Annotated in this window: 26 protein-coding genes; 7 read left to right on the top strand and 19 right to left on the bottom strand. The window is 64.7% G+C overall.

Features of this window, described 5'->3' with window-relative positions:
- Positions 1-67 precede the first annotated feature (67 nt).
- On the top strand, positions 68-289 hold the full coding sequence (locus U1769_RS23445) for a hypothetical protein (RefSeq protein ID WP_332720545.1): 222 nt from the start codon (positions 68-70) through the stop codon (positions 287-289).
- 51 nt (positions 290-340) lie between these two features.
- Positions 341-1,006: a guanylate kinase gene (gene gmk / locus U1769_RS23440; protein WP_332720544.1), complete on the top strand. Its 666-nt coding sequence runs from the start codon at positions 341-343 to the stop codon at positions 1,004-1,006.
- A 12-nt stretch (positions 1,007-1,018) separates the two neighbouring features.
- On the opposite strand, the gene U1769_RS23435 is transcribed toward gmk, so the two are convergent.
- The 6 genes from U1769_RS23435 to U1769_RS23410 all read right to left on the bottom strand — a co-directional run bounded on the left by U1769_RS23435 (position 1,019) and on the right by U1769_RS23410 (position 8,174).
- Positions 1,019-2,545 carry a COG3904 family protein gene (locus U1769_RS23435; protein ID WP_332720542.1) on the bottom strand — a complete coding sequence of 509 codons (1,527 nt, stop codon included), beginning with the start codon at positions 2,543-2,545 and terminating at the stop codon, positions 1,019-1,021.
- Positions 2,546-2,685: 140 nt separating this feature from the next.
- Positions 2,686-3,366 (bottom strand): ATP12 family chaperone protein, encoded by a 681-nt coding sequence (locus U1769_RS23430; protein WP_332720540.1) that lies wholly within the window; start codon positions 3,364-3,366, stop codon positions 2,686-2,688.
- Positions 3,363-3,584, bottom strand: coding sequence for a hypothetical protein (locus U1769_RS23425; protein WP_332720539.1), 222 nt, complete (start codon positions 3,582-3,584; stop codon positions 3,363-3,365). The genes U1769_RS23430 and U1769_RS23425 overlap by 4 nt, the downstream gene beginning before the upstream one ends.
- Complete coding sequence (locus U1769_RS23420) at positions 3,581-4,243, bottom strand: HAD-IA family hydrolase (protein ID WP_332720537.1); 663 nt, start codon at positions 4,241-4,243, stop codon at positions 3,581-3,583. The genes U1769_RS23425 and U1769_RS23420 overlap by 4 nt, the downstream gene beginning before the upstream one ends.
- A gap of 133 nt (positions 4,244-4,376) precedes the next feature.
- Positions 4,377-5,099, bottom strand: coding sequence for a carbonic anhydrase family protein (locus U1769_RS23415; protein WP_332720535.1), 723 nt, complete (start codon positions 5,097-5,099; stop codon positions 4,377-4,379).
- Between the two features lie 228 nt (positions 5,100-5,327).
- Positions 5,328-8,174 (bottom strand): TonB-dependent receptor plug domain-containing protein, encoded by a 2,847-nt coding sequence (locus U1769_RS23410; RefSeq protein WP_332720534.1) that lies wholly within the window; start codon positions 8,172-8,174, stop codon positions 5,328-5,330.
- 135 nt (positions 8,175-8,309) lie between these two features.
- Between U1769_RS23410 and U1769_RS23405 the strand changes: the two genes are divergently transcribed.
- Both U1769_RS23405 and U1769_RS23400 read left to right on the top strand, forming a co-directional pair.
- Positions 8,310-10,232: an isoaspartyl peptidase/L-asparaginase gene (locus U1769_RS23405; RefSeq protein WP_332720533.1), complete on the top strand. Its 1,923-nt coding sequence runs from the start codon at positions 8,310-8,312 to the stop codon at positions 10,230-10,232.
- Positions 10,229-10,672, top strand: a complete 444-nt coding sequence (locus U1769_RS23400; RefSeq protein WP_332720532.1) for an Lrp/AsnC family transcriptional regulator — start codon at positions 10,229-10,231, stop codon at positions 10,670-10,672. Before U1769_RS23405 ends, U1769_RS23400 begins: the two co-directional genes overlap by 4 nt.
- 204 nt (positions 10,673-10,876) lie before the next feature.
- Here U1769_RS23400 and U1769_RS23395 read toward each other — a convergent pair whose 3' ends face one another.
- Together U1769_RS23395 and crcB are read right to left on the bottom strand one after the other, a co-directional pair.
- Positions 10,877-11,986 carry an RluA family pseudouridine synthase gene (locus U1769_RS23395; protein WP_332720530.1) on the bottom strand — a complete coding sequence of 370 codons (1,110 nt, stop codon included), beginning with the start codon at positions 11,984-11,986 and terminating at the stop codon, positions 10,877-10,879.
- Positions 11,983-12,360 (bottom strand): fluoride efflux transporter CrcB, encoded by a 378-nt coding sequence (gene crcB / locus U1769_RS23390; protein ID WP_332720528.1) that lies wholly within the window; start codon positions 12,358-12,360, stop codon positions 11,983-11,985. The genes U1769_RS23395 and crcB overlap by 4 nt, the downstream gene beginning before the upstream one ends.
- A 212-nt stretch (positions 12,361-12,572) precedes the next feature.
- Here crcB and U1769_RS23385 point away from each other — a divergent pair, with 212 nt between their 5' ends.
- Positions 12,573-12,794 carry a hypothetical protein gene (locus U1769_RS23385; protein WP_332720527.1) on the top strand — a complete coding sequence of 74 codons (222 nt, stop codon included), beginning with the start codon at positions 12,573-12,575 and terminating at the stop codon, positions 12,792-12,794.
- Between the two features lie 88 nt (positions 12,795-12,882).
- Here the strand turns inward: U1769_RS23385 and U1769_RS23380 are convergent, their stop codons facing one another.
- The 6 genes from U1769_RS23380 to U1769_RS23355 all read right to left on the bottom strand — a co-directional run bounded on the left by U1769_RS23380 (position 12,883) and on the right by U1769_RS23355 (position 17,424).
- Positions 12,883-13,314 (bottom strand): OsmC family protein, encoded by a 432-nt coding sequence (locus U1769_RS23380; RefSeq protein WP_332720526.1) that lies wholly within the window; start codon positions 13,312-13,314, stop codon positions 12,883-12,885.
- An 87-nt stretch (positions 13,315-13,401) separates the two neighbouring features.
- Positions 13,402-13,719: a glycine zipper 2TM domain-containing protein gene (locus U1769_RS23375; RefSeq protein ID WP_332720524.1), complete on the bottom strand. Its 318-nt coding sequence runs from the start codon at positions 13,717-13,719 to the stop codon at positions 13,402-13,404.
- A 783-nt stretch (positions 13,720-14,502) separates the two neighbouring features.
- The gene (locus U1769_RS23370; RefSeq protein ID WP_332720555.1) at positions 14,503-15,429 is read right to left on the bottom strand and encodes a bifunctional riboflavin kinase/FAD synthetase; all 927 of its coding nucleotides are present in this window, start codon (positions 15,427-15,429) and stop codon (positions 14,503-14,505) included.
- A gap of 62 nt (positions 15,430-15,491) precedes the next feature.
- A complete protein-coding gene (locus U1769_RS23365) occupies positions 15,492-16,655 on the bottom strand; it encodes a dipeptidase (protein ID WP_332720553.1) in 1,164 nt (387 codons plus the stop codon).
- A 100-nt stretch (positions 16,656-16,755) separates the two neighbouring features.
- The gene (locus U1769_RS23360; protein WP_332720522.1) at positions 16,756-17,238 is read right to left on the bottom strand and encodes a dihydrofolate reductase; all 483 of its coding nucleotides are present in this window, start codon (positions 17,236-17,238) and stop codon (positions 16,756-16,758) included.
- Positions 17,239-17,289: 51 nt separating this feature from the next.
- A complete protein-coding gene (locus U1769_RS23355) occupies positions 17,290-17,424 on the bottom strand; it encodes a hypothetical protein (protein ID WP_332720521.1) in 135 nt (44 codons plus the stop codon).
- A 156-nt stretch (positions 17,425-17,580) separates the two neighbouring features.
- Between U1769_RS23355 and U1769_RS23350 the strand changes: the two genes are divergently transcribed.
- A complete protein-coding gene (locus U1769_RS23350; RefSeq protein WP_332720519.1) occupies positions 17,581-18,816 on the top strand; it encodes a phage tail sheath family protein in 1,236 nt (411 codons plus the stop codon).
- Between the two features lie 7 nt (positions 18,817-18,823).
- Here U1769_RS23350 and U1769_RS23345 read toward each other — a convergent pair whose 3' ends face one another.
- Positions 18,824-19,618: a thymidylate synthase gene (locus U1769_RS23345; RefSeq protein WP_332720518.1), complete on the bottom strand. Its 795-nt coding sequence runs from the start codon at positions 19,616-19,618 to the stop codon at positions 18,824-18,826.
- A 341-nt stretch (positions 19,619-19,959) separates the two neighbouring features.
- On the opposite strand from U1769_RS23345, the gene U1769_RS23340 reads away from it, so the two are divergent.
- Positions 19,960-22,407 (top strand): TonB-dependent receptor, encoded by a 2,448-nt coding sequence (locus U1769_RS23340; RefSeq protein ID WP_332720517.1) that lies wholly within the window; start codon positions 19,960-19,962, stop codon positions 22,405-22,407.
- Between the two features lie 70 nt (positions 22,408-22,477).
- Here the strand turns inward: U1769_RS23340 and U1769_RS23335 are convergent, their stop codons facing one another.
- The 4 genes from U1769_RS23335 to prfB form a co-directional block, all read right to left on the bottom strand.
- A complete protein-coding gene (locus U1769_RS23335; RefSeq protein WP_332720516.1) occupies positions 22,478-23,818 on the bottom strand; it encodes a sensor histidine kinase in 1,341 nt (446 codons plus the stop codon).
- 1 nt (position 23,819) lies between these two features.
- Positions 23,820-24,497 carry a response regulator transcription factor gene (locus tag U1769_RS23330; protein ID WP_332720515.1) on the bottom strand — a complete coding sequence of 226 codons (678 nt, stop codon included), beginning with the start codon at positions 24,495-24,497 and terminating at the stop codon, positions 23,820-23,822.
- A gap of 79 nt (positions 24,498-24,576) precedes the next feature.
- Positions 24,577-25,326, bottom strand: coding sequence for a class I SAM-dependent methyltransferase (locus tag U1769_RS23325; RefSeq protein WP_332720552.1), 750 nt, complete (start codon positions 25,324-25,326; stop codon positions 24,577-24,579).
- A 41-nt stretch (positions 25,327-25,367) separates the two neighbouring features.
- On the bottom strand, positions 25,368-26,495 hold the full coding sequence (gene prfB, locus U1769_RS23320) for a peptide chain release factor 2 (protein ID WP_332720513.1): 1,128 nt from the start codon (positions 26,493-26,495) through the stop codon (positions 25,368-25,370).
- Positions 26,496-26,497: the final 2 nt, after the last annotated feature.

Below are 26,497 nucleotides of genomic sequence, written 5' to 3'. Positions count from 1 at the left end.
CAGGGGGCTTTGAGAAGGGAACCACGCGCTTCCTCGCGCGCTCTGCTCCCGAAACGAAGGGATATCCATGAAAGCCAGCACCATCATCGGCGGCCTGATCGGCAGCGCGATCGACAAGCGCAACGGGGACGACAGCAGCATCGACGGTGCGCTGATCGGCGCCGGCATCGTCACGGCCGCACGGGTGATCGTGCCGGTCGCGGTGACTTTCGCGGTCGGCTGGTTCGTCCTGCGCGGCCTCGGCAAGCTGAGCGATTCAGTGCTTGGCCGGGATCAGCCGGAAAACTGATAGGCCGCAAGACGGGTTGACGGGGGGCGCACGCCCACGCCACTAGCGCGCATGGTTGCCCCCGAGTCCGATCCGCATGGTTTCAAGCGCCGTGGCGTCTTGTTCGTCCTTTCCTCGCCGTCCGGCGCAGGCAAATCGACGATCGCGCGCAAGCTGCGCGAGGACCAGCCCGATCTGGTCGTGTCGGTATCCTACACCACTCGCCCGATCCGGCCGGGCGAAGTGGACGGGGTCGATTATCATTTCGTCGATCTCGAAACCTTCCGTGCGATGGTGGCAAACCACGAGTTCCTGGAATGGGCGCATGTCTTCGGGCACCGCTACGGCACGCCCAAGGCGCAGGTGTGGAACGTGCTCGAGCAGGGCCGCGACATCCTGTTCGACATCGACTGGCAGGGCGCGCAGCAGCTGCACCAACTCGCCGGCGGAGACATCGTCCGCGTCTTCATCCTGCCGCCCTCGATGGCCGAGCTGCGCACCCGGCTCGAACGCCGCGCGACCGACACGCCCGAAGTGATCGACGCCCGCATGGACCGCGCGGCGAACGAGGTCAGCCACTGGGACGGCTATGATTATGTGCTCGTCAACGACGACGTCGATCATTGCTTCGAATGCGTGACCACGATCCTCGCGGCGGAGCGGCTCAAGCGCTCGCGCCAGACCGGCATCATCGGCTTCATCCGCAAGCTGATCCGGACGTCGCCGACGGGGGAGTGAGAGCGAAACGGACTATTTTTCGCCGTAGTCCTTCTCATACATCTTTTTTTCGATGAACCGGCGTAGCGTTGCGAAGACATCGGCGGTGCGGATCGTATTCTCCCTAGTGATCTCTGCTGTACCGCACGCAAGTTGAAGCACGAAATGATCGTTGGTCGCGGGCATGGCCATCTCCCAAATGCCCTGCACCGATTCCAGCGCCTCGCCTTCCTTCGTACTGAGATAGGTCCGCTTCTTGGTCCGTACGCCTGCACAATCGACTTCATAGGAGCTGACCGCATAGAAGGGAGCTCCCGCAGCAACACCCGCGGTATAGGCTGCCACCTGCGCCATAGTGCCCGTCCGTCGTATCGTCGGGCGGTCGATGAAAAGGATGGATGCATTATCCTTTCCCGGCCTCATGTCGATGAACACCAGTTCGTGCAGACCGGATGGCCCGGGTGCCGACCGGGGTGGCGCGGCGGAGGTAATCGTTTGCCCTGACGCACATTGTTGGAAAAAGTCGCCCATCTTCTCATGGGCATCCTTTAGATCTATCGGGCCGCCCCATCGATATAGGCCGCCAGTCTCGAGCCAGGCATCCATCGTGCCGGTCTTTAGCAGACGCATCTGCGTTTCTTCATCGATCTCACGGGCGATGTGGACTTCAGCACCATTGATCTCGGCCGCGCCGATACCCCTCTTCATCAAGGCCACTTGCCCGTCTAATTCGAAGTAAGCGCTGGTAAGCCGGCGCAAATCCCTTGGCATGTCACGCGGATTGTCGACGCCGACATCCATGATTACGCGCGCTCGCGAACAGCCGAAGCCTACCGTGACTTTCCGGTCGTACCTGATCTGCGATAGGACCAGCACGGGCGCCATATTCACGAGCTGGATTTCAGCCTGGGTGGGGAGCTTGCCATTGTTAACAAAGCCAAGCTGCTCCGCGACGTCAGGAGCGAGCCACAGGATGGAATCCGGCTCTGTCATCGCCGCGAGAGTGAAGGCTTTGGCATCGACACCCATCTCCGTGAGATAAGCGACGATCAGGCCGGATACCGCCTGAGTTTCGCTCGTCGCTGCCTTCTTCCGGTCGCCGGAGAATTGATGGATGCCGAGCTTGCCGCTGCCCTTGTTGAGGAAGCGGCTTTCCCCACCAGCATATGAATAGGCACAGGCGCTCGCACACATCGAATGCGCCTCCTCTCCCGAATCGACTGCAGCCCCGACATCGGTGTTGAAATGCAGCTCACGAATGGCGCTGCCGAGCTCCATTCCTTCCACAACCGAGCCACCCGACGAATCGAAATAGACCCGGGCCTGGGTGATCCTCTTTGCGGTGACGAAGTCGCGGAAGCGCTTGGTCGTGCCAGGCGTGATCTTACCGGCTGCGTAGATGGTCTGGTCACCGCCATCTAGCAGAGCCTGCAACTCGCGATCGGTCGCGCTTTCCGCCACTGTGAAGGCCATGGGCGTTTCCGGTGTCGTCTGGGCTAGCGCTGCGTCGACGATAGCGATCAGACCAAGCGCGAGAGTGAGGCTCAGCGCGCGTAACATCGTCGTTCTCGGCAAGCGCTCCCCCTAACCGTCGCGCATGCTCTCACCGTGGCAATCGGGACTGCGCTACCTTGCGGAAGGTACTGGGCTTTTCCTAACTTTGTCCACGCTTCGGCGAGCGAGGCGACGTGTAAAGTCGGTCAAAGAAGATTTAGAAACCGCACCCCAGCATTGAAATCGCGCCGCCGCGATTCGAGCGCGCCGAGCGAGAGTTCGTCCCGGCCCCATTGCTCGGCCTGCCAGTCCTCGTCGAGTTCGACTGCGCGCCACACTTCTTCCGGTGTCGCCGCACCCTCGTCCAGCGCGAGCGCGGCGACCAGCGAGCCGCCTATGGTGACGATCGGGGAGAGGCCGGCAAGCTGCCAGGCATCGCGCGCCGCCACCGCTTCGGCCAGCCGCGCGATCGTGGCGGGGGGCTGGGGCCGATGCATCACGCCGGCCGCGATCTCGAAATGCACGTCGTAGCGCGTGCGTGCCCAGTCGAGCAGCGGATCCCACAAGGCCGCCTGGCGCGCGACCAGATCGTCCGGGCTTTCGGCGCGGTAGCAGAGCAGGTCGCTCTCGCCGAACGCGGCGAGCGCGGCGGCGAAGGCGGCCGGGTCGATCCGCTCGGTCGCGGCATTGGCCAGGCCGGTCAGCGGCATCGCGCGCGGATCGATCTCGGCGCCTTCACCGACGGCGCGCCATTCGTCGGCGACGGCTTCGGCCAGGGCGGCGTTGGGCAGGATCAGCGGCTGCTTGCCGGGTGTGCGCACTGGCTTGCCGTCAAGCCGGATGCCGCGATCGGGATCGACCGACACCTCTTTCCAGAAACGCTTCACGACTCGGGGGGTGTCCGCCAGCGCCGGGCGAGCGCGCGCGGCACGGTGGCGATCATCGCCAGCGCGGAGAGCACGATCGCGACGCCGAGGATCTTGGGCCCGATCGTCTGGGCGCGGCCGATCAGCACGACCCCGAAGATCGCGCCCGCCGATCCGGCGATCCGCGTCAGCGTCAGGGCCAGCCAGCGATTGCGGGCGGTGGTATCGGGCTCGGTCATACCGTCTCCATATGCGCGGGCAGGCTCGCCACGGTCTCGGCCACCGCATGGGCGCCGGCCGCGTGCAGTTCCTCGGGCGGGTGATAGCCCCAGGCGACACCCAGTGCGCGCGTGCCCGCGGCGCGGCCCATCATCATGTCATAGCTGGTGTCGCCGATCATCACCGTGGTCTCGGGCGAGGCGCCCGCCTCGGCCATCGCCAGCTCGATCATCGAGGGGTGCGGCTTGGAGGGGTGGCGATCGGCGGTCTGGAGGGTGACGAAGCGATCGGCGATGCCGTGATGCGCGAGGATGCGGGCGAGGCCGCGATCGGACTTGCCGGTCGCCACGCCGAACAGCCAGCCGGCCTTTGCCAGATCGTCGAGCGCGGCGATCATGCCGTCGAACAGCGGCTCCTCCTCCATCGCGCCCGAGGCGCGCAGGCGGAAGAAGGAGGATTTATACTCCTCTGCCAGCGTGCGGTGGCGGGCATCGTCGAGTTCCGGGCTGAGCGCCGCGATCGCCTCGACCACACTGAGGCCGATGATCCGGCGGATCGCGCTGCGCTCCGGCGCAACCAGGCCGCCGAGCTGGAACGCCTCCTCCATCGACTGGCAGATATTGGCCTGGCTATCGACGAGCGTGCCGTCGCAATCGAACAGGGCAAGGCGATTGGTCATGACGTCCTCGGATCGGCGGCGGCGTTGGCGGTGCGGATGGCCGTGTTCGGGTGCATGCCGTGGCCGTAGCGCGATGCGCGAGGGAATCAATCGCGCGGATGGCCGGGCCATCCGCCCGGTGCCGCCGGGCGCATCAAACCAGTGAAAGCAATCCCGTCTTCAGGTCATACATCGCGCCGACGATCTTGAGCCCGCCCGCCCGTTCGCGACGGGCGATCAAACGACTGCGTTTGCGAATGAGATCGACCGTCGCCCGGACGTGATTGCGGGCGACCAGATCGACGAATTCGGGATTCCGGGATGTCCGATCGCCCGTATATTTGGTTTTCGCGATCGTGTTGCGAAACCGCGCCAGCAGCAGCGTCAGGCTGCCAAGTGCGGTGCCATCGATCGCACCCGAGATCGCACCGCAGCCGGTATGGCCCATTACCATGATGACCTTCGCGCCCATGGCTTCGGTCGTATATTCCATCGACCCGACAATATCGTCGTTAAGGGCATTGCCGGCGACGCGGGCATTGAATGCGTCCCCAATGCCGAGATCGCACAGCACTTCGACCGGTGCGCGGGAATCGATGCAGGTCAGAAAGGTGGCAGCCGGATATTGCCTTTCGGCGTTGTTCCGCTGCTCCGTCAGCCAGTCGCGTCTGCGCATCCTTCCGAGGACGAACCGCTGATTCCCTTCCATGATTTCGTCGACGATCTGGCTCGGCGAGAGAGCGTCCCGCCGTTCCCTGCCCCAATTCTGGGCATGTGCTTCGGTGGGGATGCCGATTGCGGCCAGCCCCGCGCCCACGGCCCCGATGGCAAGGATCGACCTGCGGCCGATGTCGCACCCGTCGTCACAGTCATGCATGGTCGAACCCCTTGCGATCGATACGCAGATTGAACGCGATGCGGAAATACCACCCCGGCTGGCCTAGCATGGTGCAGTCCAAGGGATGAAGATCAAGTGAAACCGATCCGGGACTAACGGCCGTGCGTCCAGCACGAGCATCTCGTCGAAACCGAGCTGCTTCAGGCTCTCGGCGAAGTGCTGCGGCAGTTCGGCCTGGATGTCGATCCCGACCGCGTCGTGCCCGGATCAGAGCTTCGATCCGCCCAGCTTCCAGGTCATCTGCAGATAATAGCTGCGCCCGACCCCGTCGAACCACGACACGTCGTAATAGGGGTAGGACGAATAGGTCGGGTCCTTGATCGGGTTCTGGTCGAACAGGTTGTTGACCGTGCCCGAGACACGCAAGTGATCGGTCAGGTCGTACTGCGCCGACAGATTGAACAGATAGCTCGGCTTGATATAGGCGTCCTCGTCGTAATTGGGCAGCTTGCCGAGCCGCTGCCCCGTCACCGTCGCGGTGAACGCGTCGTGCTTCCAGCTGATGCTCGCCGTGCCCTTGTCGCGCGGGATGTCATAGCCGCTGTCGAAGTCGAGCTTGCTGATGATCGGATCGCCCGGATACTGCTTGACCGTGTGGTTGAACACATAGGTATAGCCCACCGATACGGAGACCGTGCCCCAGGCATCCTGCCGCAACGGCACGCGCAGATGCGCCGCGATGTCGATGCCGTCAGTCGTTTCCTCGGCAATATTGATCGGGTTGATCAGGATGCTTCGGATTTCCCCGTCGAGCGCGCCGCCAACATAGCGTTGCACCCGCGACAGTGCATCGACGCAAGTCGGCGAGCTCGGATCAAGTTTTGTGGTGGGATCCGCCTGGGTGGCCCGGCAATCGTCCTCAGTGCGCAGCACGGTGTCGATGTTCATGTCGAGCACCTGATTCTTCATCTTCACGCGGAAATAATCCGCCGAGATGTCGAAACCGCGCAAGGGCTGGAACACGGCGCCGGCATTGATCGAGGTCGAGGTTTCGGGCTGGAGCTGGCGATTGCCCCGCTTGTTGACGATAAAGCTGGCGTCGCTGTAGCTGCAGTCGCCGATGGTTTCGTCCGGCTCCCGATCACGGCAGAGAAAATAGTCGGCACCGCCCGAATGGACGTTCCCCGGCCCGCGGAAGACGTAATGAAGGTCGGGCGCGCGGAAGCCGGTGCCATAGGCGCCGCGCAGCAACAGGCTCTTGATCGGGCGGAACTCCGCGCCGAGATTATAGGTGAACTTGCCGATGCTGCTGCCGCCGAAGCCGTAATGGTCGTAACGTGCGGCGCCGCTCAGTTCGAGGATCGACAGGACCGGTACGCGCAACTCGCTGCCAATACCCCAATGCCGGCGCGTGCCGCGGCCGTTGGAATCGATCAGGCCGACATAATATTGGCTGAGCGCGCGCGGATCGGTGTTGAGGTTATAGCCCTGGTTGCCGACCTCCGCGACGGCGGCGACGCCGACCGGACCGCCCGGCAGGCGGAACAGCTCGGTTGTGTTGATCGTCGCCGAGACATTGTTGGTCCAGGACTTGGGCCGGTAGATCGAGTCCGCCGTGATCGACCGATATTCCGCCGGCGTCAGCGGCGTGTACAGTCGCGTCGGATTGGCATCGAACCGCGCATAGACGCCGTCCGGGTCAGTGCCCATTTGCGGCCCGAGGAAGAACGCGTTGGCCTTGTCGATCAACACCTGCGGGAAGGCGATGGTCGAGCGGTATTCGGCGTGGTTGAGGGAGACTTCATACCCCCATTTGTCATCCGCGCCGAACTTGCCCCGGATGCCCGGCGTGATGCTGAAGGTGGTCGATTTGTTGCGCGTCGTGCCCGCATCCAGCCCGCCCATTTCTTCCGGCGTGAACTGGCGATACCAATTGTCGAGCTGCGCCCCGGCATAGGTCTGGTCCGGCGCGACATAGAGCGGGTTGTAAAAGGTGCCCTCTTCATTGCCGTCGGGCGCCACGTAGAACCAGTCGAGCACGTCGCGAAACAGCGTCAGCTTCGAATAGCTTGCCTGGGCGTCGAGGAACAGTTCCGCATGGTCGCCGAGATTATATCCCATCGATGCATAGCCCGTGACCGATTTCCGGTCGGAGATCATCGTTCCGTAAGCGACGGATTCGTTGCTGCCGCAAAAGCGGCCCGGGACATATTCGCCGGTGTCCAGATCATAGCCATAATCCGGGCGGCTCGCATAATAAGTAGTGCCGCCGTTGAGGTGGGCGAGCGAGGCGCAGGTCGCCGCACCGGGATCGAGATAGTCGCTATCTTCATCGGTGCGCAGGAAGGTGCGCCGCGCCAGCGGGGCTTCCGTCGTGGGATTGTCCGCGGTCGAATCCTGCAGCTTGCGCTGATATTGCCAGAGCGGACGCTGGATCGCCCCTTCGATGCCGACCACGCCGTGGAAATTGCCCGTGTCCCATCCGGTCGTGCCGGTGAGCCGGAAGGACGATCCGCCGCCATGCTCGGTCGCGCCATAGCGGAAATCGAACCGCGTGCCGTCCGGCTTCGATTTAAGCTGGAAATTGACCACGCCGGAGATCGCGTCCGACCCGTAGATCGCCGAGGCGCTGCCGCTCAGCACCTCGACCCGCTCGATCAGGCCGACCGGAAGGTTGGAGATGTCGGTGAAGTTGCTGTTGCCGCCAAAGGGCAGGGGGAAGTCGGCGATGCGGCGGCCATTGACCAGCACGAGCGTGTGATTCGGGCCAAGCCCGCGCAGGTCGACCTGCTGCGCGCCGGGGGTGAAGTCGGCACCGGCAAAGCTTTGCTGGCTTTGCGTCTCGCCGCCATTCTGGGTGATCGCGCGCAGCACGTCGGGCACGCTCTGATAGCCGTTGCGCAGGATTTCGTCGGAGGTGATCGTGGTCACTGGCGCCGGCCCTTCGCGCTGGATGCGCGGGATGCGCGAACCGAGCACGATGATGTCGCCCTGCGGAGTCGCCTCGTCCTGGGCCTGGGTCTGCGGATCCACGCTCTGCGCCTGTGCCGCACTCGCCAGCGCGCCGAAGCTGCTGCCCGCAAGCGCGAGCGCGATGATTCCGGTAGTCCGCATCGATTTCCCCCTTGCGATTACCCCGCGACACATTGACACTGCACAACGACAAAATGGAATATGAAAAATACGAATAGTCAGGGACATCAGCACGTTTTGTTCGGTGCGTGTCATGCTTGCGTCAGGGGGGAAGTCATGCAGGCTCTACGTTGGTTGATCGTCGCATTGTTGCTCGGGCTGGGCGGGCCACCGGCCTGGGCAGGTACGCCCACGGGCTACACCTATTACAGCATCGGCGACGTGGCGGCGAAGACGCCGGGCCGGACCGCGACCGGCCTGATGCTGATGGGCGGGGGCGACTGGCCCTATGACGCGTGGCGCTGGTTCCTGGCTAAAGCGGGCAACGGCCATATCGTGGTGCTGCGCGCGTCGGGTGGCGCGAACGCGGGCGAGGAAATCTACAAGGAAATCGGGGGCGCGGCGTCGGTCGAAACATTGGTGTTCGACGACCGCAAGGCATCGAGCGATCCGAAGGTGCTGGCGATCCTGGCGCATGCCGACGGCATCTTCCTCGCCGGTGGCGACCAGGCCAATTACGTCCGCTACTGGAAGGACAGCCCGGTCGCGACAGCGCTCGACGCGCATGTGGCGAAGGGGCGCCCGATCGGCGGCACCAGCGCCGGTCTCGCGATCCTCGGAGGGGCAGCTTATGGCGCGATGGACGGCGGCAGCGTCGACTCGATCACCGCGCTCGGCGATCCGATGGGACCGGCAGTGACGATGGTCCATGGCTTCCTCCATATGCCGTACCTCGCGCATGTCGTGACCGACACGCATTTCACGGCGCGCGATCGGCTGGGCCGGCTTATCGCCTTTGTGGCGCAGACGCGCGCGAGCCGCGATGCAAAGGCGGTCGGGATCGGGGTCGATGAGAAGACAGCGCTCTGCGTCGATGCCGATGGCACCGCGAAGCTCTACACCCGCAATGATGGGCATGCCTGGCTGGTCGAACCGCAAGGCGCGCCTGGTGCAACGACCGGCAAACCGCTCGATTGGGCAGCGGTGAAGATCACCGGGATCGGCACTGACGGCGCGCTCGACCTCAGGACGCTCACGGTGACGAGGCCGGCCTTCGCTGGCACCGCGAGCGTCAAGGCCGGGCGGCTCACCGGCGCGCCCTTTCCGCCGAATGCCGCCTGGACGCTCGCCATCCATGGCGGCGCCGGGGTGGTTTCGCGCGGCGATCTCACGCCCGAGCAGGACAGGGCCTACCGCGCAGGGCTTGCCGAAGCGCTGGTCGCGGGATCGGCGATACTGCGCCAGGGAGGGTCCAGCACTGACGCGGTCGAGGCGACGCTGCGGGTGCTGGAGGACAATCCGCTGTTCAATGCCGGTCGCGGCGCTGTGTTCGATGCCGAGGGCAAGAACCAGCTCGACGCCGCGATCATGGATGGCGCGACGCTCAAGGCTGGCGCCGTCGCCGGCGTCAGCGCGACGAAGAACCCGGTCACGCTTGCCCGCGCGGTGATGGAGCGCTCACGTCATGTGCTGCTCACCGGCCCGGGCGCTGACCAGTTCGCGCGCGAGCAGGGCGTGGAGCAGGTCGATCCGAGCTGGTTCCGCACCGAGAAGCGCTGGCAGGAATATCTCGCCTGGAAGCGCGACGAGCATGCCGCGCTCGATACGACACACCGTTTCGGCACCGTCGGCGCGGTCGCGCTCGACATGCGCGGACATGTCGCGGCGGCGACCTCGACCGGCGGGCTGACCGGCAAGCGCTGGGGGCGGATCGGCGATTCCCCGATCATCGGCGCGGGCACCTATGCCTCGGACCATGACTGCGCCGTGTCGGCGACCGGCACCGGCGAATATTTCATCCGCGAAAGCGCTGCGCGCCAGATCTGCGACCGCATCGCCTGGAAAGGGCAGGGGGTGAAGGACGCGGCGGACGACACGATGGAGGCGATCGGCGATATCGGCGGCGATGGCGGGCTCATCGCGATCGATGGCGCGGGACACGCGGCCTTCTCCATGAACACGCAAGGCATGTATCGCGGCCTCGTAACCAGCACCTTGCCAGCCCGCACTGCCATCTATGCCGGCGAGCCGCTTCCGTGAACGACCGTTCGGGGCCGGACAGCATCGATCTCCAGCTTCTGGCGCTGCTCCGCGATGATTCGCGCCGGGCGGTATCCGATCTCGCGACAGCGCTGGGGGTGTCGCGCGGCAGCATCTACGCCGCGATCGAACGGCTCGAGCGTGCCGGGACCATCGCCGGCTACACCGTGCGGCTCGGCGCCGATTACGATCTGCGCATGATCCGCGCGCATGTGATGATCAAGGTCTTCCCCAAGGTCACCCACCAGACCCAGGAGGAACTCGCCGCGATGCCCGAGGTGACCAGCCTGTTCGCGATCAGCGGCCAGCATGATTTCATCGCGATCGTCGAGGCGCCGCACGTCAACCGGCTCAACGACCTGATCGATGCGATCGGCATGCTGGAAGGGGTCGAGAAGACGACCTCCTCGATCATCCTCGCGACCAAATTGCAGCGCTGAACCCGCCCGTATCAACGTTGTACGGAATCTTGTAAAATGCTCGGTGCTGACACGGAATTTGGATAAAAGTGTTTTAAAAACAAACATTTAGGCATGAGTGGAAAATGTCAGCAACCCGCATGACATTTTCAGCAAACCGGCTTGATTCAACCGCGCCCGCACACCCGCCATACCATCACCATGTCGACGGCATCTCGCCCAACGTCACGCGCTCCCGCGGCTCCGTCGCTCGCCGCGGCGGGCCTTGCGCACCGTCTTGGCGTGCTGCTTGGCCTGTTGCTTCTTCACGGCCTTGCTCGGCGGGGGCGGGGTATCGAGCGGCATGTTGTTGCCGAGCATCTCGTCGAAACCGAGCTGCTTCAGGCTTTCGGCGAAATGCAGCGGCAGTTCGGCCTGGATGTCGATCTTGCCGCCATCGGGATGGTCGACCGCGATGCGGCGCGAATGGAGGTGCATCTTGCGGCTGATCCCGCCGGTCAGGAACGCCGCTTGCCCGCCATATTTGCCGTCGCCGACGATCGGGTGGCCGATCGCCGCCATGTGCACGCGCAGCTGATGCGTGCGGCCGGTATGCGGGATCAGCTCGACCCAGGCAGTGGTGTTGCCGGCGCTTTCGATCACACGGTAACGGGTGCGGGCGAGCGCGCCTTCCTTCTCGTCGACATGCATCTTCTCGCCGCCGCTGCCGGGCTGCTTGGCGATCGGCAGGTCGATCGTGCCGTCCTCGATCGAGGGCACGCCGACGATCAGCGCCCAATAGGTCTTCTTGGCGCTGCGCGAGGAGAACGCCTTGGCAAAGAACGCGGCCGCGCGCGTCGTGCGGGCGAGCAGCAGCGCGCCGGACGTGTCCTTGTCGAGCCGGTGGACCAGCTTCGGCCGGCTCTCGCCTTCGAACTGCAGGCCGTCGAGCAGGCCGTCGACATGTTCGTGCGTCTTGGTGCCGCCCTGAGTCGCGAGACCGGGCGGCTTGTTGATGACGATCGCCTGCTTGTCGCGGTGGATGACGAGATCCCGGATGAAGTCGGTCTGCTCCTCGCTCAGCGGCGGGCGCTCGCGCTTCTGCGGCGTGTCGGCATGGACCGGCTCGGCCGGCGGCACGCGGATCGACTGGCCGGCGACAATGCGGTCGCCCGGCGTCGCGCGCGCGCCGTCGACGCGCAGCTGGCCGGTGCGCGCCCATTTGGCGACGGTGGTGAAGCTGGTGTCGGGCAGATGCCGCTTGAACCAGCGATCGAGCCGGATGCCGTCGTCATCGGCACCGACGTTGAACTGGCGGACGTTCGACTCGTCCCTGGTGTTGGAATTGTCGCTCATGCCGCAACCCGTACCAGTGAGAGGCCCGCGAACAGGGCGACGATCGAGCCGACGACCGAAAGGAGGACGTAGAAAAGCGCGATGCCGAGATCGCCGCGCTGGATCATGGTCACGACGTCCAGTGAGAAGGCCGAGAAAGTGGTGTAGCCACCGAGCACGCCGACGCCGAGCAGCAGGCGCCAATTCTCGCCCGGAACGGCGATACGCGCGAGGGTGCCCACCAGCAGGCCCATCGCAAACCCGCCGATCAGGTTCACCGCGAGCGTGCCATAGGGAAAGCCGGGGCCGAACGCGGCAAGCGTGGTCCGGCCGGTCAGATGCCGCGCGCCGGCGCCCACGGCGCCGCCGAGCATGACGAGAAAAAGTTGGAACATGCCGCCCCGTTAGCGCGGATTGGAGGAAATGAGAACCTTGGGGGTTTTCGGGTGCGAAAAACCGGCAGGGCTGACCGTTTGGGGCACGCCGCGAAAGGGGAAATGCAATGAGCGTAGCCCGGTATAGAGTTCATCCGTCCGTCGGCGGAGACATATGGTGACGCGCTTTCATCGCCCTTGCGTTGGTGCGTCGGGCTCGCCATTGTCATGCCATGCTCAATATTTTCTCGATCCTCGTCGGTCTGCTGGTGCTCGTGCTCACGCTGATCGGTTTCATTCCGCTCCTTGGCTGGCTCAACTGGCTGACGATTCCGCTGGGGATCGTCGGTCTCGCGCTCGGGGCGCTTTCATCGAGCAATGCCGGGCGCAACCTCAATCTCGTCCTGATCATCGTCTGCGCGCTGCGCCTGTTCCTGGGTGGCGGCATCATCTGATCGCAGCATCGCGCACGGCAAAGGGCCCGGCGAGCGATCGCCGGGCCCTTTCCGTTTCGCGTTCCGCCTGTTTAGCGAGAACGCCCGCTCAAGCCGGATTGAGGCGATGAGTCAGCGTGATCTCAGCCTTGAGAACCTTGGAAACCGGGCAGTTCGCCTTGGCATCGGCAGCGATCGCGGCAAATTGCTCGGCATCGATGCCGTCGATGGTCGCGGTCAGATCCAGGTCGGAGCGGGTGATGGTGAAGCCGCTATCGTCCTTGTCGAGCGTGATCTTGGCGCTCGTCTCGAGCGTACCGCCGGAAAAGCCGGCGCGGGCGAGGGCGAAGCTGAGTGCCATGGTGAAGCAGCTGGCATGGGCGGCGCCGATCAGCTCTTCCGGGTTGGTGCCCGGGCCTTCCTCGAACCGGCTGGCAAAGCCGTACGGCGTGTCGGCGAGCGCGCCCGATTGAGTCGAGACATGGCCTACGCCGTCCTTGCCGAAGCCCTGATACCGGGCCGATCCGCTGCGAGTCGTCATTTCTGGTCTCCTGCGATGGGGTGGCCCGAATACACGAAGGGCGCGACTTGCGCCGCGCCCTTCGCATTTATTCCGGTGAAACGTCGCTTAGCGGCAGCGGCGCTTGTTGTTGCTGTTGCTGCGATCGATCTCGCGGCCGGCCAGGCCACCCAGGATCGCGCCGCCCAGGGTGCCGACGCTGCGGTCCCCGCTGGTATCGATCGTCCGGCCGACCAGGGCACCGCCCACGGCGCCGACGAGCAGACCGGTCGTGCCGTCAGACTTGCGGCAATAGGTGCGGCCGTCCCGGCCACGCCACTGCTTGTACTTGTAGTTCTTGCGGGCCTCGGCGCTGCTGACCGGAACGGCCATGGTCGCGGGGATCACGAGCGAAGCGGCGACAGCCGCCATAATCATCTTGCGCATTTTCAAACTCCCTTTGCCTTGAATCAATATCGGGGGCGTAACGCTCGCTGTTCTAACGAAGTTGCATGAACGTGAAACAACGTGCCGTTCATCATTGGCGGCAGGCCCGATTGCAGCCCGATGGGGTGCCGAATCTTCTCCACGATATCCACGTTATCCACAGCCAGCAGCGGCTATTTCGCGCTTTGCACGACTCGGATTCAGTGACAGCATCCATCTTGTAAGAGGGTGATGCGGAAGCGAGAAATCGCAGAAACACCAGTCACTTATGCCAATATCGTGGAAAGGTGCCGCAAGGAAACCGTCCAGGATGCTGGCGGAATATCGGACCGCGCAAGGAAGCCCGCCGCCGCGCAAGCGATGGCCTGGTGGATCGGCAAGGGAAGGTGTTCCAGGCGTCTTTCCCCGTCCCCGCGATACGGAAAGACGTTGGCCGTGAAGGCTGGATGCGCGCCGCCCGGCAACGGGTGGAAGGCTGGTCCGGTGGTAGGGGCCAAGGCGCGGCAATCGGGTTTCGGCCCGATCGTCGAGCTGGCCGCCGGAGGTCGCGGCGTTGAGGCCCGCAAGGGTATCGCGCCCGGCCCCGGTGACCGAATGCGAAGCCTGATGCCGCTCGCGGCGCGGGTGGAGCATGCCGCCGAAACCAGAAGGCGCGGGCGCTTCCCCGGAAGCGCCAAGCGGATCGAAGTCCGGCGACAGGGGGTCGGCAGCAATGCCGGCCCCCATTTTGCGTTTGGGCGCTTTCGAGGCTGCGGCGCAGGCCGACGTTCCAACCTGCCAAGTCTATTGCGCGAGCATTTCCTTCGCGCGCGTGCAATCCCGCTCCATCTGGGCGCTGAGCGCTTCGAGCGTGTCGAATTTGGCCTCCGGCCGAATGAAGTCGACCAGCGATACCTCGATCATCTGATTGTACAGATCACCGGAGAAATCGAAGAAGAACGGCTCGAGCAGCTCCTTGGGCGGATCGAAGCTGGGTCGAACGCCGAGATTGGCCGCGCCGTCCAGCATCCGCCCGTCGGGAAGCCGGCCGCGCACCGCATAGATGCCGTACGCCGGGCGCAGATAATTCCCCATATCGATATTGGCGGTCGGATAGCCGATCACGCGACCGCGCTTGTCGCCGTGCTGGACCACGCCCTCGATCGCGAAGGGGCGGCTGAGCAGCCGTGCCGCGCCGCGCGGATCGCCGGCGACGAGCAGGTCGCGAATCCGGCTCGACGAGACTTCCTCGCCATCGAGCTCGACCGGCGCGATGGTATCGACCGAAAAGCCGTTCTTGAGGCCGAGATCGGCGAGCACATCGACATTGCCGCCGCGCGCCTTGCCGAAGGTGAAATCCTCGCCGGTCACCACGCCGCCGGCGCCGATCTTGTCGAGCAGGCGATCGGCGACGAACTCCATCGCGGTCAGCCCGGCAAGTGCTGCGTCGAAGTGGAACACGATCATCGCATCGGCGCCGGCCGCGGCGAACAGTCGTTCGCGCTGGTCGAGCGTGGTCAGGCGAAAGGCGGGCGTGTCGGGCTTGAAGTGACGGACGGGATGCGGATCGAAAGTGGCGACCAGCGCCGGACGACCTTCAGCGCGCGCGCGCTCGACCGCCCGGCCGACCACCGCCTGATGCCCCCTGTGGAACCCATCGAAATTCCCGAGCGCGACGATTCCGCCCCGAAGTTCGGGAGGTACCATCGAGCCGCCGTCAAGCCGCTCCATGGATTGCGCATAGGGGGGGAGGACGAGCAACGCAATTCCTCCCCGGCTGCGCGGGAAAGGAATTACTGCGACGCTATTCCAGCCCTCAACACCCTGAGCACATTGCCGCCCATCACCTTGGCGATGTCCGCATCCGAGAAGCCGCGATCGATCAGCGCCTGGGTGACGGCCACGACCTGGCTTGCGTCGAAGCCGGTGACGACCGCGCCGTCGAAATCGGAGCCGAGCCCGACATGGTCGATCCCGGCGACGTCGCGGACATGCGCGATGGCGGCCGCGACCGCTTCGGGCCGGGTCGAGCAGATCGCGGCGTCCCAATAGCCGATGCCGATCACCCCGCCGGTGCGGGCGATGCCGCGAATCTCGTCGTCGGTCAGGTTGCGGTTGACCCGGCAGGTCGCCTGTACGCCGGTGTGGCTGGCGACGATCGGGCGCCGGGCCATCGCGATCACCTGCGCGGTGGTCGCATGGCTCGAATGCGCGACGTCGACGATCATGCCGAGCCGCTCCATCCGCCGCACGACCTGCACGCCGAGCGGAGTCAGCCCACCCTTGGCGACGCCGTGCATCGATCCGGCCACGTCATTGTCGAAGAAATGGGCGAGCCCGGCCATGCGGAAGCCGGCGGCGTGGAGCCTATCGAGATTGGCCAGCTTGCCCTCCAGATCCTGCAGCCCCTCGATCGAAAGCATGCCGCCGACGACCTTGCTGCCGGCCGTGCGCTCGGCCAGCAGGCGATCCAGATCGGCGGGGCTGTGGATCACCCGGAACTGGCCGTTCGAGGCAGCGGCATAGCGATCCAGCTTGGCCGCATGCCACAGGGAACGCTGGAGCAACGAGCCCCAGGTGCGCGGTGGCTGGAGGTCGGCAATGACGAGCGAGGTGACATTATCGGTGTCGGCGGTGTTGGCGTCGTAATTCTGCCCCTTGGGCGTCTTGGTGACCGAGGCGAATATCTGCAGCGCATAATTGCCTGCGATCAGCCGCGGCAGATCGATCTGGCCGCGATCCACTGGGGTCAGCAGGCTGCGTTTCCACAACAGAGTGTCGCCATGCATATCGGCGATCTGCAGTTGCGCGTGGAGCGCCCGAGCGCGGGACGTGATCTTGAGCGTGACCGGCTCGACCTTGTTCAGCGAGCGCTCGATCATGGCCGGGGCGAGGATGAAGAAGGCAATCGCGGCGAGAAGAATCAGGGCGAGCGCGCCCGGCAGCCATTTACGCATCAGGATCCTCACCGCCGAACCAGTCGCAGCGCCATTGCCGCCCTGTTCGATCGAGGCCGTTATGCGGGACAGGGAACCCCGGAACAAGGCCGGGCGACGGTCAGCCGCGCGCGAGCGTCACGAAGCTGTAGGCGGGGCGCTCGCCCTCTGCAGGATGCTCCTCACGCGCCACTTCGCGCCACTCCGCGAACGGGGGCACGACCACGTCGCCGAGGGGGGATGCGTGGACTTCGGTAAGCTCCACCTGGTCGGCGCGGGGCAGGAACAGGGCGAAGACCTGCGCCCCGCCAATCACCGCGATCTCGGGCGCGGCGGCAAGGGCGATCGCCTCTGCCACGTCGCCGACGGTTTCCGCACCTGGCGCCGACCAGCCGGCGTCGCGCGTCAGCACGATGTGGCGGCGGCCGGGCAGAGGCGCCGGGAAGCTCTCGAAGGTCTTGCGGCCCATGATCATCGGCTTGCCCATGGTCTGCGCCTTGAATCGCTTCAGGTCGGCGGGCAGGCGCCATGGCAGGCCCCCGTCGCGGCCGATCACGCCATTGTCGGCGCGGGCGAGGTGGAGGGTGATGCGCGGGGAGATCATTGCGCGGCTATAGGACGCGCCAAACGATCGGGCCACTGCGTTCGGCGCGGCTCATGACGGGATCGCGGCGGGAGCGCAGGAACAGGCAAGCTTCGATCCGGCCTGCGCCTGAGGCGGCTGCGCCATGAACTGGAGCAGCGCCGCGGCAAGGGCGGCCAGGATAATGGTGATATGGATTTCCTTCATGTCGCGCTCTCCCCGCATCCCTGTGCGATTACATATGTAATCGTACGACTGAACGGCGGCTGAATTGGTTGGCGTGACCGTTGCGGTGGCATCGATCGTTGCGCAGCCGATTCCGCCTGATAGGGTCGACGGGATCAGGCGGTGAAAGGGTGGGGCATGGCCGTGGCGAAGACTCCGGGCGTCTATATCAACGAGCTTCCGGCCAGCTCCCCGTCGATCGTCGGCGTGCCGACAGCGGTCCCGGCGTTCATCGGCTATACCGAGAAAGAGCAGACCTCGGGCGCCGGCGGGTCGCTGCTTGGGCGACCGACCGAGATCGCGTCAATGGCGGACTATCAGGCGATGTTCGGCGGTGGCGCTGGCGCTGGCGAGGGATCGATACCGATCCTGTGGGAGAGTCTGCAGCTCTTCTTCGGCAATGGCGGCGAACGCTGCTTCATCGTTCCGGTCGGCGACTTTGCCGATTTCGCCGCTGACCTGGGCGACGCGGGGCTCGATCCGCACCGGCTGCAGAGCGGGCTCGACGCGATCGGGGCGACGGCCGGTCCGACGCTGCTGCTGGCACCGGACGCATTGGCCATGGTTGCGGCGGATTATTACGCCTTCGTCGCTGCAATGATCGAGCAGGCGGCGCGGCTGGGCGACCGCCTTGCGCTTCTCGACCTGCCCGGCGGTGGGGCGACCAATGGCACGCCAGCGTCGATCACCGCAGCCGTGGCGGACTTTCGCACCGGCATCGCGGCCATCAACGACGGGCGCAGTTACGGCGCGAGTTACTTCCCCTGGCTCGAGGCAGTGATCGACGGCAACCAACGGATCCTGCCGGCGACGCCCGCCATTGCGGGCCTCTATGCGCGGAACGACAGTGTAGCCGGCGTGTGGAACGCGCCCGCCAACATCGCGCTTGCGATGGTGGATGATCCGGCGCTTGTGATCACCGATGCAGAGCAGGCCGACATGAACGCGCCGCTCGACGGGATGGCCGTGAACGCGATCCGCAACTTTCCCAACCGCGGCACGCTGGTCTGGGGAGCGCGGACGCTTGACGGGAACAACAACGATTACCGCTATGTCCCGGTACGGCGAACGCTCATCTATATCGAGCAATCGGTGAAGGCCGCGCTCGAGCCGTTTGCCTTCGAGCCCAATGTGCCGGCCACATGGAACGCGGTGACGGCGATGATCTCGAGCTTCCTGACCGGCTTGTGGCAGCAGGGCGGGTTGATGGGCGACAGGCCTTCCGCGGCATTCTCGGTGTCGTGCGGCATGGGCACGACGATGACGGCGGATGACGTGGTCGCCGGCAGGCTGCGGGTGACGATCGCCCTGGCGCTGATCCACCCGGCGGAGTTCATCATGCTCAGCGTCGAACAACAATTGATAACGGAATAGTCCGCCTTCAGACCGCGATGGGCGCCTTGATATGGGCCTGCGCTTCGTAGCCGATCAGCCGGAAATCCTCATATTCATACTGGTCGATCGCGTCCGGCTTGCGCAGCAGTTCGAGCCGCGGGAGCGGACCGGGCTCCCGCGAAAGCTGTTCGCGGGCCTGGTCGAGATGGTTGGAATAAAGATGGCAGTCGCCGCCCGTCCAGATGAACTCGCCCGGCTCAAGCCCGCATTGTTGCGCCAGCATGTGCGTCAGCAACGCGTAGCTCGCGATATTGAAGGGCACGCCGAGGAAGATGTCGGCGGAGCGCTGATAGAGCTGCAGCGAGAGCCGGCCGTTCGCCACGTGAGTCTGGAACAGGCAATGGCACGGCGCCAGCGCCATGGCGTGGAGGTCGCCGGGATTCCACGCGCTGACGATCTGGCGGCGTGAGGCGGGATTGGTCCTGATCTGCGCGATCAGCTCGGCGATTTGGTCGATATGGCGGCCGTCCGCCGTCTCCCAGTCACGCCACTGCTTGCCATAAACCGGGCCGAGCTCGCCCGCTTCATCGGCCCATTCATCCCAGATGCTCACCTTGCGGTCGCGCAGCCACTGGACGTTGGTGTCGCCGCGCAGGAACCACAGCAGCTCGACGATGATCGAGCGAAGATGCAGCTTCTTGGTGGTGAGGACGGGAAAGCCATCCGCCAGGTCGAAGCGCATCTGGTGCCCGAACACGGAGCGCGTTCCGGTGCCGGTCCGGTCCATCTGGTCGGTGCCAGTGTCGAGCGCGCGGCGCATGAGATCGAGATAAGGCTGCATCGCATCGGGATAGCGCGGGCGGGACGATGGGCCAAGCGACCGAATCGCTCCCGGCTACCGGCCGATCACGGTTACGATAACGCTGTTTCAGAAAAACCTGCCATCTTCCGAAGTATATTACAAAAAACTATAATACATCTCCCGAAACTTTCTGATTTTATTCGGCGACAACATCAATATAATCGCATGTACCACACTAACAGCAATCAAAATTACTGAAATATGATCCGAAAATGATCTGACGATACTATTATCGTTACATTTCACGTAACATTATTGACCTAATTTCTCTGTAGCGCCGCCTTCATCAGGGTCAGACGTCCGAATGAAGGGGACATTGAATGCGTACTATATCAGGCTTCCGCCGGCAGCTGCTGCTGGGCAGCGCGCTGCTCGCTGCGTCGGCTACGCCGGCGCTTGCCGCCGAAAAGCCGGCCGGCGATTCCGCCAGGCCCATCGAGGCGAGCGTCGCCAGCGATGACCCGGCCGACGCGCCGACGGCCGAAGGCGGCCAGTTGGCCGATATCGTCGTGACCGCGACCAAGCGCGAAACCAATCTCCAGAAGACGCCGATCGCGATCTCGGTGCTCAGCAGCGCCACGCTCGCCGATCGCCATGTGCAGAGCCTCTACGATCTCGCCGACGGTGCGATTCCGAGCCTGCGCGTCGCGACCTTCGAGGCGCGCCAGACCGCGCTCACCGTGGGCATCCGTGGCATCGTTCCGCTCGACGCCAACCAGCCCGCCCGCGAACAGGGTGTCGGCATCTATATCGACGGCGTCTATCTCGGCCGCCAGCACGGGCTCAACGCCGCCTTGTTCGACGTCGATCGGATCGAAGTCCTCAAGGGCCCGCAGGGCACGTTGTTCGGCCGCAACACGGAGGGCGGTGCGCTCAGCATCGTCACCAAGGCGCCGTCCGGCATCTTCGATCTGCGTGCCACCGCCGGGGTCAGCAATTATGGCGGTTACAATGCGGATGTGCATGTCGATCTGCCGGAATTCGCGAATATCAGCCTGAAGTTCGACGGCGTCGTGCAATATCAGGGCGCGACTACCAAGAACCCGCTCGCCGGGCAGAAGGGGTGGAATTATTTCGACCGTCGCGGCGGGCATGCGGCGGCACGGTGGAAGCCCTCCGACAGCTTCACCGCCGATCTCGCTTACGATGTCGGCTATGATGCCAATTCGGCCTTTTACAGCCAGCTACTCAACTACAACCCGAACAAATGCGCCGCCGGCGTGGTTCCTGCCGGGTCGACCTGCGTCCTGCCGGGCACCAACTTCACGACGCTGAGCGGCGGGCCGGTCAAGCCGCTGCCGTCGATCGTGCAGATCAATGGCACGTCGCGGATGAAAACAGCCGATATCGGCGTGCCGCAGCAGCCGAGCATCGACAAGACGCATGGCTATACCGCCAATCTGAAATGGAAAGTCGCGCCCGACCTGGAACTCCGCTCGATCACGGCATGGCGCGACGTCAGTTCGGAACAGTGGGACAATAGCGGCGGTGCGCACCGTCCGCCGGTCTATGTGCCGAACGGCGCTTTCAGCCGCTACAGCCTGGCCGATCTCCATCAGCACCAGTTCAGCCAGGAACTCCAGGCAGTCGGCAGCCTGCCGCACGTCGATTACGCGGTCGGCCTCTATTATTTCACCGAGACGGCGAACGACGATGCCGCGACGCCGAGCTCGAACCAGTGGAATGCGGACGGGACGGGCTACACGATTCTCGATCCGACCCCGCAGCAGCCGGGCCATCGCTCGATCGACCGGGCAAGCATCGCCTATGCCCACAGCTATGCCGCGTTCGGCCAGGCAACCTATACGCCGAACGTGCTGGACGAGGCCCTGCATGTGACGGTGGGCGGCCGCTACACGCATGACGACAAGCATGGCGCGCTCTACATGGTGAACAACATCGCGCGGAATTACACCTATGAACAGTCGACCAGCCGGTTCAATCCGCTGGTGATCCTGGCGTTCGACGCTGCGCCCGGGGTCAATCTCTATGCGAAATATTCCACCGGCTATCGCTCCGGCGGCGCCAGTTCGCGCTCGGTGAATTATCGCCAGTTCGGCCCGGAGGACGTCAAGGCGTATGAGATCGGCGCCAAGACCGAGTTCCTCGACCACCATGTCCGGCTGAACCTCGCCGCCTATGTCATGGACCGCAAGGACAGCCAGATCGATTTCAGCTCGGTGTCATTCGACGATGTCACCAAGACGAGCCGCAACACGATCGAGACGATCAACGCGCCCGGCACAACCAAGATCAGAGGCATCGAGGCCGACCTCACGGTGAATCCGATCGAGGGCCTGACGCTGACCGGCTCCTATGCCTATACCTACACCAAGATCCCGCCGGTGCTGAACCCGTTCACCAACGTCACACAGAACGTCTATATCGTGTTCACGCCGCGCAATGCGGCAAGTGGGGCAATCGATTACGCGATCCCGCTCGGCCTGGGCGACGCCCAGATCAGGGCTCATCTCGATGCCAATTATGCACAGGCGACCCAGACCTTCGACCAATTTGCCACCAAGAACGATTCTTCATTCCTGGTGAATGGGCGGCTCTCGATCGCGGATATCGATCTCGGCCGGCAGAGCAGCAAGCTGACCGTCTCAATCTGGTCGCGCAACCTGTTCAACGAAGCCCATGTCTATCGCCGCGATCCGTCGAACAGCCTGCCCGGCCTGACCGGGAGCGTCGCCAACGTGCTTGGCGATTACGGCAACTTCAACGCGCCGCGCACTTTCGGCCTCGAGGGCAGCATCAAGCTCTGAAAGCCTGCTGACACTCGATGACGATCACGGCTGGCCCGGGCGGAATCCTTTTCCGTCCGGGTCGGCTTTTTTAAGCTCGCAGTGGCAGCTCGACCACCGCACGCAGGCCGGGCCCGGCGTCCTCCAGCCGGAACAGGCCGTGATGCAGCCGCGCGATCGCGTCCACCAGCGTCAGGCCCAGGCCCTGGCCCGGCGGTTGGTTGTCAGCATCCATGCGTCCGAACCGCCGGATGACCGTGGCGTGATGCTCGGCCGGAATGCCGGGACCGTCATCGCTGACGGTCATCATCGCCTGGCCATCGCGTATCTGGGTACCCACCATGATCCGTGTGCCCGGCGGCGTATGTCGAACCGCGTTCTCGATGAGATTGACCAGCATCTGGCGCAACAGGTTGAGATCGCCGCGGACCGGCACCGGCCCGGCGGCGTCGATCTCCAGCATGTCGCCACTGTCCTCGGCCAGTGCCAGCAATCCTTCCGCGACCTCGGCCGCGAGGGCAGTGAGATCGATATCGACAAAACGTTCGCGCCGGTGGCCGCCCTCGATCTCCCATAGCCGTAACAGGCTCGAGAAAAGGTCGAGGATCTGGTCGGTCTGCTCGAGCAATCCCTCTATGTCCGGGCCGATCGGATCGTCCGCCGAATGCCGGGCGAGCGCCGCCGTCCTCGCGCGCAGCCGGGCCAGGGGGCTTTTCAGTTCGTGCGTGACGTCCTTGGCGGCGTGCTTGACGCTCATCATCAGCTCGTCGATCCGGTCGAGCATGCGGTTGAAGGCGGCCGCCTGGCGATCGAACTCACTACGGGATCCGTCGAGCGGGATGCGGCTGCGCAGATCCCCCTCGATCACAGCATCGACCGTACGCTGCATGGCCCGCATCCGTCCGCCGATCGCGATGGCGATGCCCAGGGCGCCCCCGATCACGATCAGCGCGGTGGTGCCGAGGCCGATCGCCTGCACGCGGAACAGCAAGGCATCGAAACTGTCCACGACGTCATTGTCCGAAACCACCACCAGCACCGCGCGGCTGGGCAGCTTGCGGGCGAAAGCGCGGCCATGCGCGACGCCGTCAACATTCGCCTCTTCGCCAAAGTCGGAATAGCCGAGCGGCGGCAGGCTCGCCAAATGGAGGCTCCCGGCGCGGCGGCGCCCGGCCGAGTCCACCAATAGATAGAACAGATCGGCAGTGTCGTGGTCGGCCTGGGCCGCGGCGATGCGCCCGATCATCGCCGGTTCGTCGATCCGGTCGCGCGGGCCGATGATCGCGGCTGCCTCGCTGGCCAGGCGTCGGTCGACCTCCTGCCCCAGGGCGTGGTGCGTCACGCTGTAATTGGCCGCCCGGACGGCGAGCAGGGCGACGAGGAAGATCGCGACATAGATCGCCAGGATGGCGCGTAGCGATCTGGGCCGCATGTCAGTCCTGATCGGTGAGCATATAGCCCACCCCGCGGACCGTGCTGATCGGATCGCGCTCGCCGGGCTGGCTCAACTGGGCGCGCAAATGGCGGATCGAGGATTCGAGGATATTGGTGGTCGGCTCGAAATCGTAATTCCAGATGCTCTGGTACAGCATCTTGCGCGTGACCACGCTGTTCATGTTCCGGACGAGCTCGCACAACAGGCGGAAGTCCATGGTCCGCAGTTTGAGCAGCCGGCCCCCGCGCATCGCACGGTATTTGATTTCGTTCACCTCGATATCGCCGGCGCGAAGCACGCCGGTTTCGTTCGATCGCGCTGCCCGGCGCAGGATCGCCTTCAGCCGGGCATCGATCTCGGCCGGTGCCGCGGGCTTGACCAGATAATCGTCCGCGCCCGCCTCCAGCCCGGTCAGCCGCTGTTCCAGGTCGCCGAGCGCCGTGAGCATGATGATCGGCATTTCGAGATTGCGGTCGCGCAGGATCCTGGCGACGCCGACGCCGTCGACATAGGGCAGCATGATATCGAGCAGGACAGCATCGAACTTGCCGTCGGTAGCCATCGACAGCGCTGACCGGCCATCCAGCGCCACCAGCGATTCATGACCCAGTTCGGCAAGATCGGCGACAAGCTGCTTTGCCGCGCGCTCATCGTCTTCGACGATCAGAAGTCGCATCTTGTTTTCCATCCTCGGCGGATATTGGATTGCCATATCCTTACAGTGCCGATCGCCCAGCCGACAGCGCGGGCGCGATTCAGCCGGAGAGCTTGCAGGGCTTGATCGCGCGGGGCTCCGGTCGGGGTCCGACCGCGCGGAACGTCGCGAGATAACCGCCGGCCGACGGCATGTCGTGCATCTCGACCTGGGTATAACCGACCGCGGCCAGTTCGCAGCGCAGCAGCCCGGGCGGCGTGCCGTGATTCTGAGTCGCGCGATTGGCGTCGACGACCACGACCAGCCCGTCCGGCTTCAGCGATGGCCGCATCCGCCACAGGAATTCATAGGGCTGCTCGATCTCATGGTACATATGCACCATCAGCACCCGATCGAAGCTGGCGTCGGGAAGGCGCGGATTGGCCGGCAGTCCGAGCCGCACGCTGACATTGTCGAGCCGCTCGCGCGCGACGCGTTCGGCCAGCGCATCGCGCACGCCGGCGACGATGTCCTCGGCCAGCACCCGCCCGTCCTTGCCCACACGGGCGGCGGCGCGGATCGTATAATATCCCTCGCCCGCGCCAATGTCGGCGACGGTCATGCCGGCCTTGATGCCGGCCTTGTCCATCACCTCGGACGCTTCGTTCAGCCGATCGCGCGCTTCCTCGGTCGACCAGCGCGACGAGATGATGTGCGCGACGGGACGGTCGGCGGCAGGGAAGGGGCCGGCCTTCTCCTGCTCGTCATCGACCCTGGGTTGGCCGGGCTCGCAGGCCGCCAGGGCAAGGCAAACCAGCAACGCCGTCCGCTTCGAGCGCAGTCGGGAAACCGCGGCGAATGCCACGGCCATGTTCCTCGACGTCGCGCGAACCGAACGGAGCGCAGCGATCATCAGTCCACGTCCTCCACCTCGACCGTCTCGCCGGTCACGCGCTGCGACAGGGCGGCCGCCATGAACGGATCGAGATCGCCATCGAGCACGTCGGACGGGCTGGTCGACGTGACCCCGGTGCGCAGGTCCTTCACCAGCTGATAGGGCTGGAGCACATAGGACCGGATCTGGTGACCCCAGCCGATATCGGTCTTGCTGGCGTTTTCCGCATTGGCCGCGGCTTCGCGGATCTGCAACTCGCGCTCGTACAGCTTGGCGCGAAGCTGGTTATAGGCCTCCGCCTTGTTCTTGTGCTGGCTGCGCTGGTTCTGGCACTGCACGACGATGCCGGTCGGGATGTGCGTGATGCGTACAGCGGAATCGGTCGTGTTGATGTGCTGCCCGCCCGCGCCGGACGCCCGATAGGTATCGATGCGCAGTTCGCTCTCGTTGATCTCGATATCGATATTCTCGTCGATCAGCGGATAGACCCAGACGCTGGCAAAGCTGGTGTGGCGGCGCGCGGCGCTGTCGTACGGGCTTATGCGGACCAGGCGATGGACGCCGCTTTCGGTCTTGGCATAGCCATAGGCGTTCTCGCCCTTGATCAGCAACGTCGCCGACTTGATCCCGGCCTGCTCGCCCGAATGCTGGTCGACCAGTTCGACCTTCATGCCGTGCCGTTCGGCCCAGCGCGTGTACATGCGCTGGAGCATGCCGGCCCAATCCTGGCTTTCGGTACCGCCGGCACCGGCATTGACCTCGACATAAGTGTCGTTGCCATCGGCCTCGCCGGCCAGCAGCGCCTGGATCTTGTCGCGGTCGGCCCGGGCGGCGAGTTCGGCGAGGCTCTTGGTGCCTTCGACCGCCATTTCCTCGTCGCCCTCCGCCTCGGCCATTTCGATCAGCTCGGCGGTGTCGGACAGCTCGCTCTGGATCGCGCGCGTCGCCGTGATCGCCTCGTCGAGGCGGCGACGCTCACGCATCACCTCCTGCGCCAGCTTGGGATCGTTCCACAGGGCCTGGTCTTCGACGCGCGCGTTAAGCTCGTCGAGCCGGCGCAGGGCGCGGTCCCAATCGAGGAAGCGACGAAGCAGCGCAAGCGCGGCGTTGATGGTGTCGGCATAGGCCTGCGCTTCGGCGCGCATGG

Origin of the sequence: Parasphingomonas zepuensis (assembly GCF_036663735.1) — a bacterium.
GTDB lineage: Bacteria > Pseudomonadota > Alphaproteobacteria > Sphingomonadales > Sphingomonadaceae > Sphingomonas.
This window is presented reverse-complemented; position numbering and strand designations above follow the sequence as displayed.

Coding starts and splice junctions, on each gene's coding strand:
- U1769_RS23445 (WP_332720545.1), top strand. CDS start 68: ATGAAAGCCAGCACCATCATCGGCGGCCTGATCGGCAGCGCGATCGAC.
- gmk (WP_332720544.1), top strand. CDS start 341: ATGGTTGCCCCCGAGTCCGATCCGCATGGTTTCAAGCGCCGTGGCGTC.
- U1769_RS23435 (WP_332720542.1), bottom strand. CDS start 2,545: ATGTTACGCGCGCTGAGCCTCACTCTCGCGCTTGGTCTGATCGCTATC.
- U1769_RS23425 (WP_332720539.1), bottom strand. CDS start 3,584: ATGACCGAGCCCGATACCACCGCCCGCAATCGCTGGCTGGCCCTGACG.
- U1769_RS23420 (WP_332720537.1), bottom strand. CDS start 4,243: ATGACCAATCGCCTTGCCCTGTTCGATTGCGACGGCACGCTCGTCGAT.
- U1769_RS23415 (WP_332720535.1), bottom strand. CDS start 5,099: ATGCATGACTGTGACGACGGGTGCGACATCGGCCGCAGGTCGATCCTT.
- U1769_RS23410 (WP_332720534.1), bottom strand. CDS start 8,174: ATGCGGACTACCGGAATCATCGCGCTCGCGCTTGCGGGCAGCAGCTTC.
- U1769_RS23405 (WP_332720533.1), top strand. CDS start 8,310: ATGCAGGCTCTACGTTGGTTGATCGTCGCATTGTTGCTCGGGCTGGGC.
- U1769_RS23395 (WP_332720530.1), bottom strand. CDS start 11,986: ATGAGCGACAATTCCAACACCAGGGACGAGTCGAACGTCCGCCAGTTC.
- crcB (WP_332720528.1), bottom strand. CDS start 12,360: ATGTTCCAACTTTTTCTCGTCATGCTCGGCGGCGCCGTGGGCGCCGGC.
- U1769_RS23385 (WP_332720527.1), top strand. CDS start 12,573: ATGCTCAATATTTTCTCGATCCTCGTCGGTCTGCTGGTGCTCGTGCTC.
- U1769_RS23380 (WP_332720526.1), bottom strand. CDS start 13,314: ATGACGACTCGCAGCGGATCGGCCCGGTATCAGGGCTTCGGCAAGGAC.
- U1769_RS23375 (WP_332720524.1), bottom strand. CDS start 13,719: ATGCGCAAGATGATTATGGCGGCTGTCGCCGCTTCGCTCGTGATCCCC.
- U1769_RS23370 (WP_332720555.1), bottom strand. CDS start 15,429: ATGGAGCGGCTTGACGGCGGCTCGATGGTACCTCCCGAACTTCGGGGC.
- U1769_RS23365 (WP_332720553.1), bottom strand. CDS start 16,655: ATGCGTAAATGGCTGCCGGGCGCGCTCGCCCTGATTCTTCTCGCCGCG.
- U1769_RS23360 (WP_332720522.1), bottom strand. CDS start 17,238: ATGATCTCCCCGCGCATCACCCTCCACCTCGCCCGCGCCGACAATGGC.
- U1769_RS23355 (WP_332720521.1), bottom strand. CDS start 17,424: ATGAAGGAAATCCATATCACCATTATCCTGGCCGCCCTTGCCGCGGCG.
- U1769_RS23350 (WP_332720519.1), top strand. CDS start 17,581: ATGGCCGTGGCGAAGACTCCGGGCGTCTATATCAACGAGCTTCCGGCC.
- U1769_RS23345 (WP_332720518.1), bottom strand. CDS start 19,618: ATGCAGCCTTATCTCGATCTCATGCGCCGCGCGCTCGACACTGGCACC.
- U1769_RS23340 (WP_332720517.1), top strand. CDS start 19,960: ATGCGTACTATATCAGGCTTCCGCCGGCAGCTGCTGCTGGGCAGCGCG.
- U1769_RS23335 (WP_332720516.1), bottom strand. CDS start 23,818: ATGCGGCCCAGATCGCTACGCGCCATCCTGGCGATCTATGTCGCGATC.
- U1769_RS23330 (WP_332720515.1), bottom strand. CDS start 24,497: ATGCGACTTCTGATCGTCGAAGACGATGAGCGCGCGGCAAAGCAGCTT.
- U1769_RS23325 (WP_332720552.1), bottom strand. CDS start 25,326: ATGGCCGTGGCATTCGCCGCGGTTTCCCGACTGCGCTCGAAGCGGACG.
- prfB (WP_332720513.1), bottom strand. CDS start 26,495: ATGCGCGCCGAAGCGCAGGCCTATGCCGACACCATCAACGCCGCGCTT.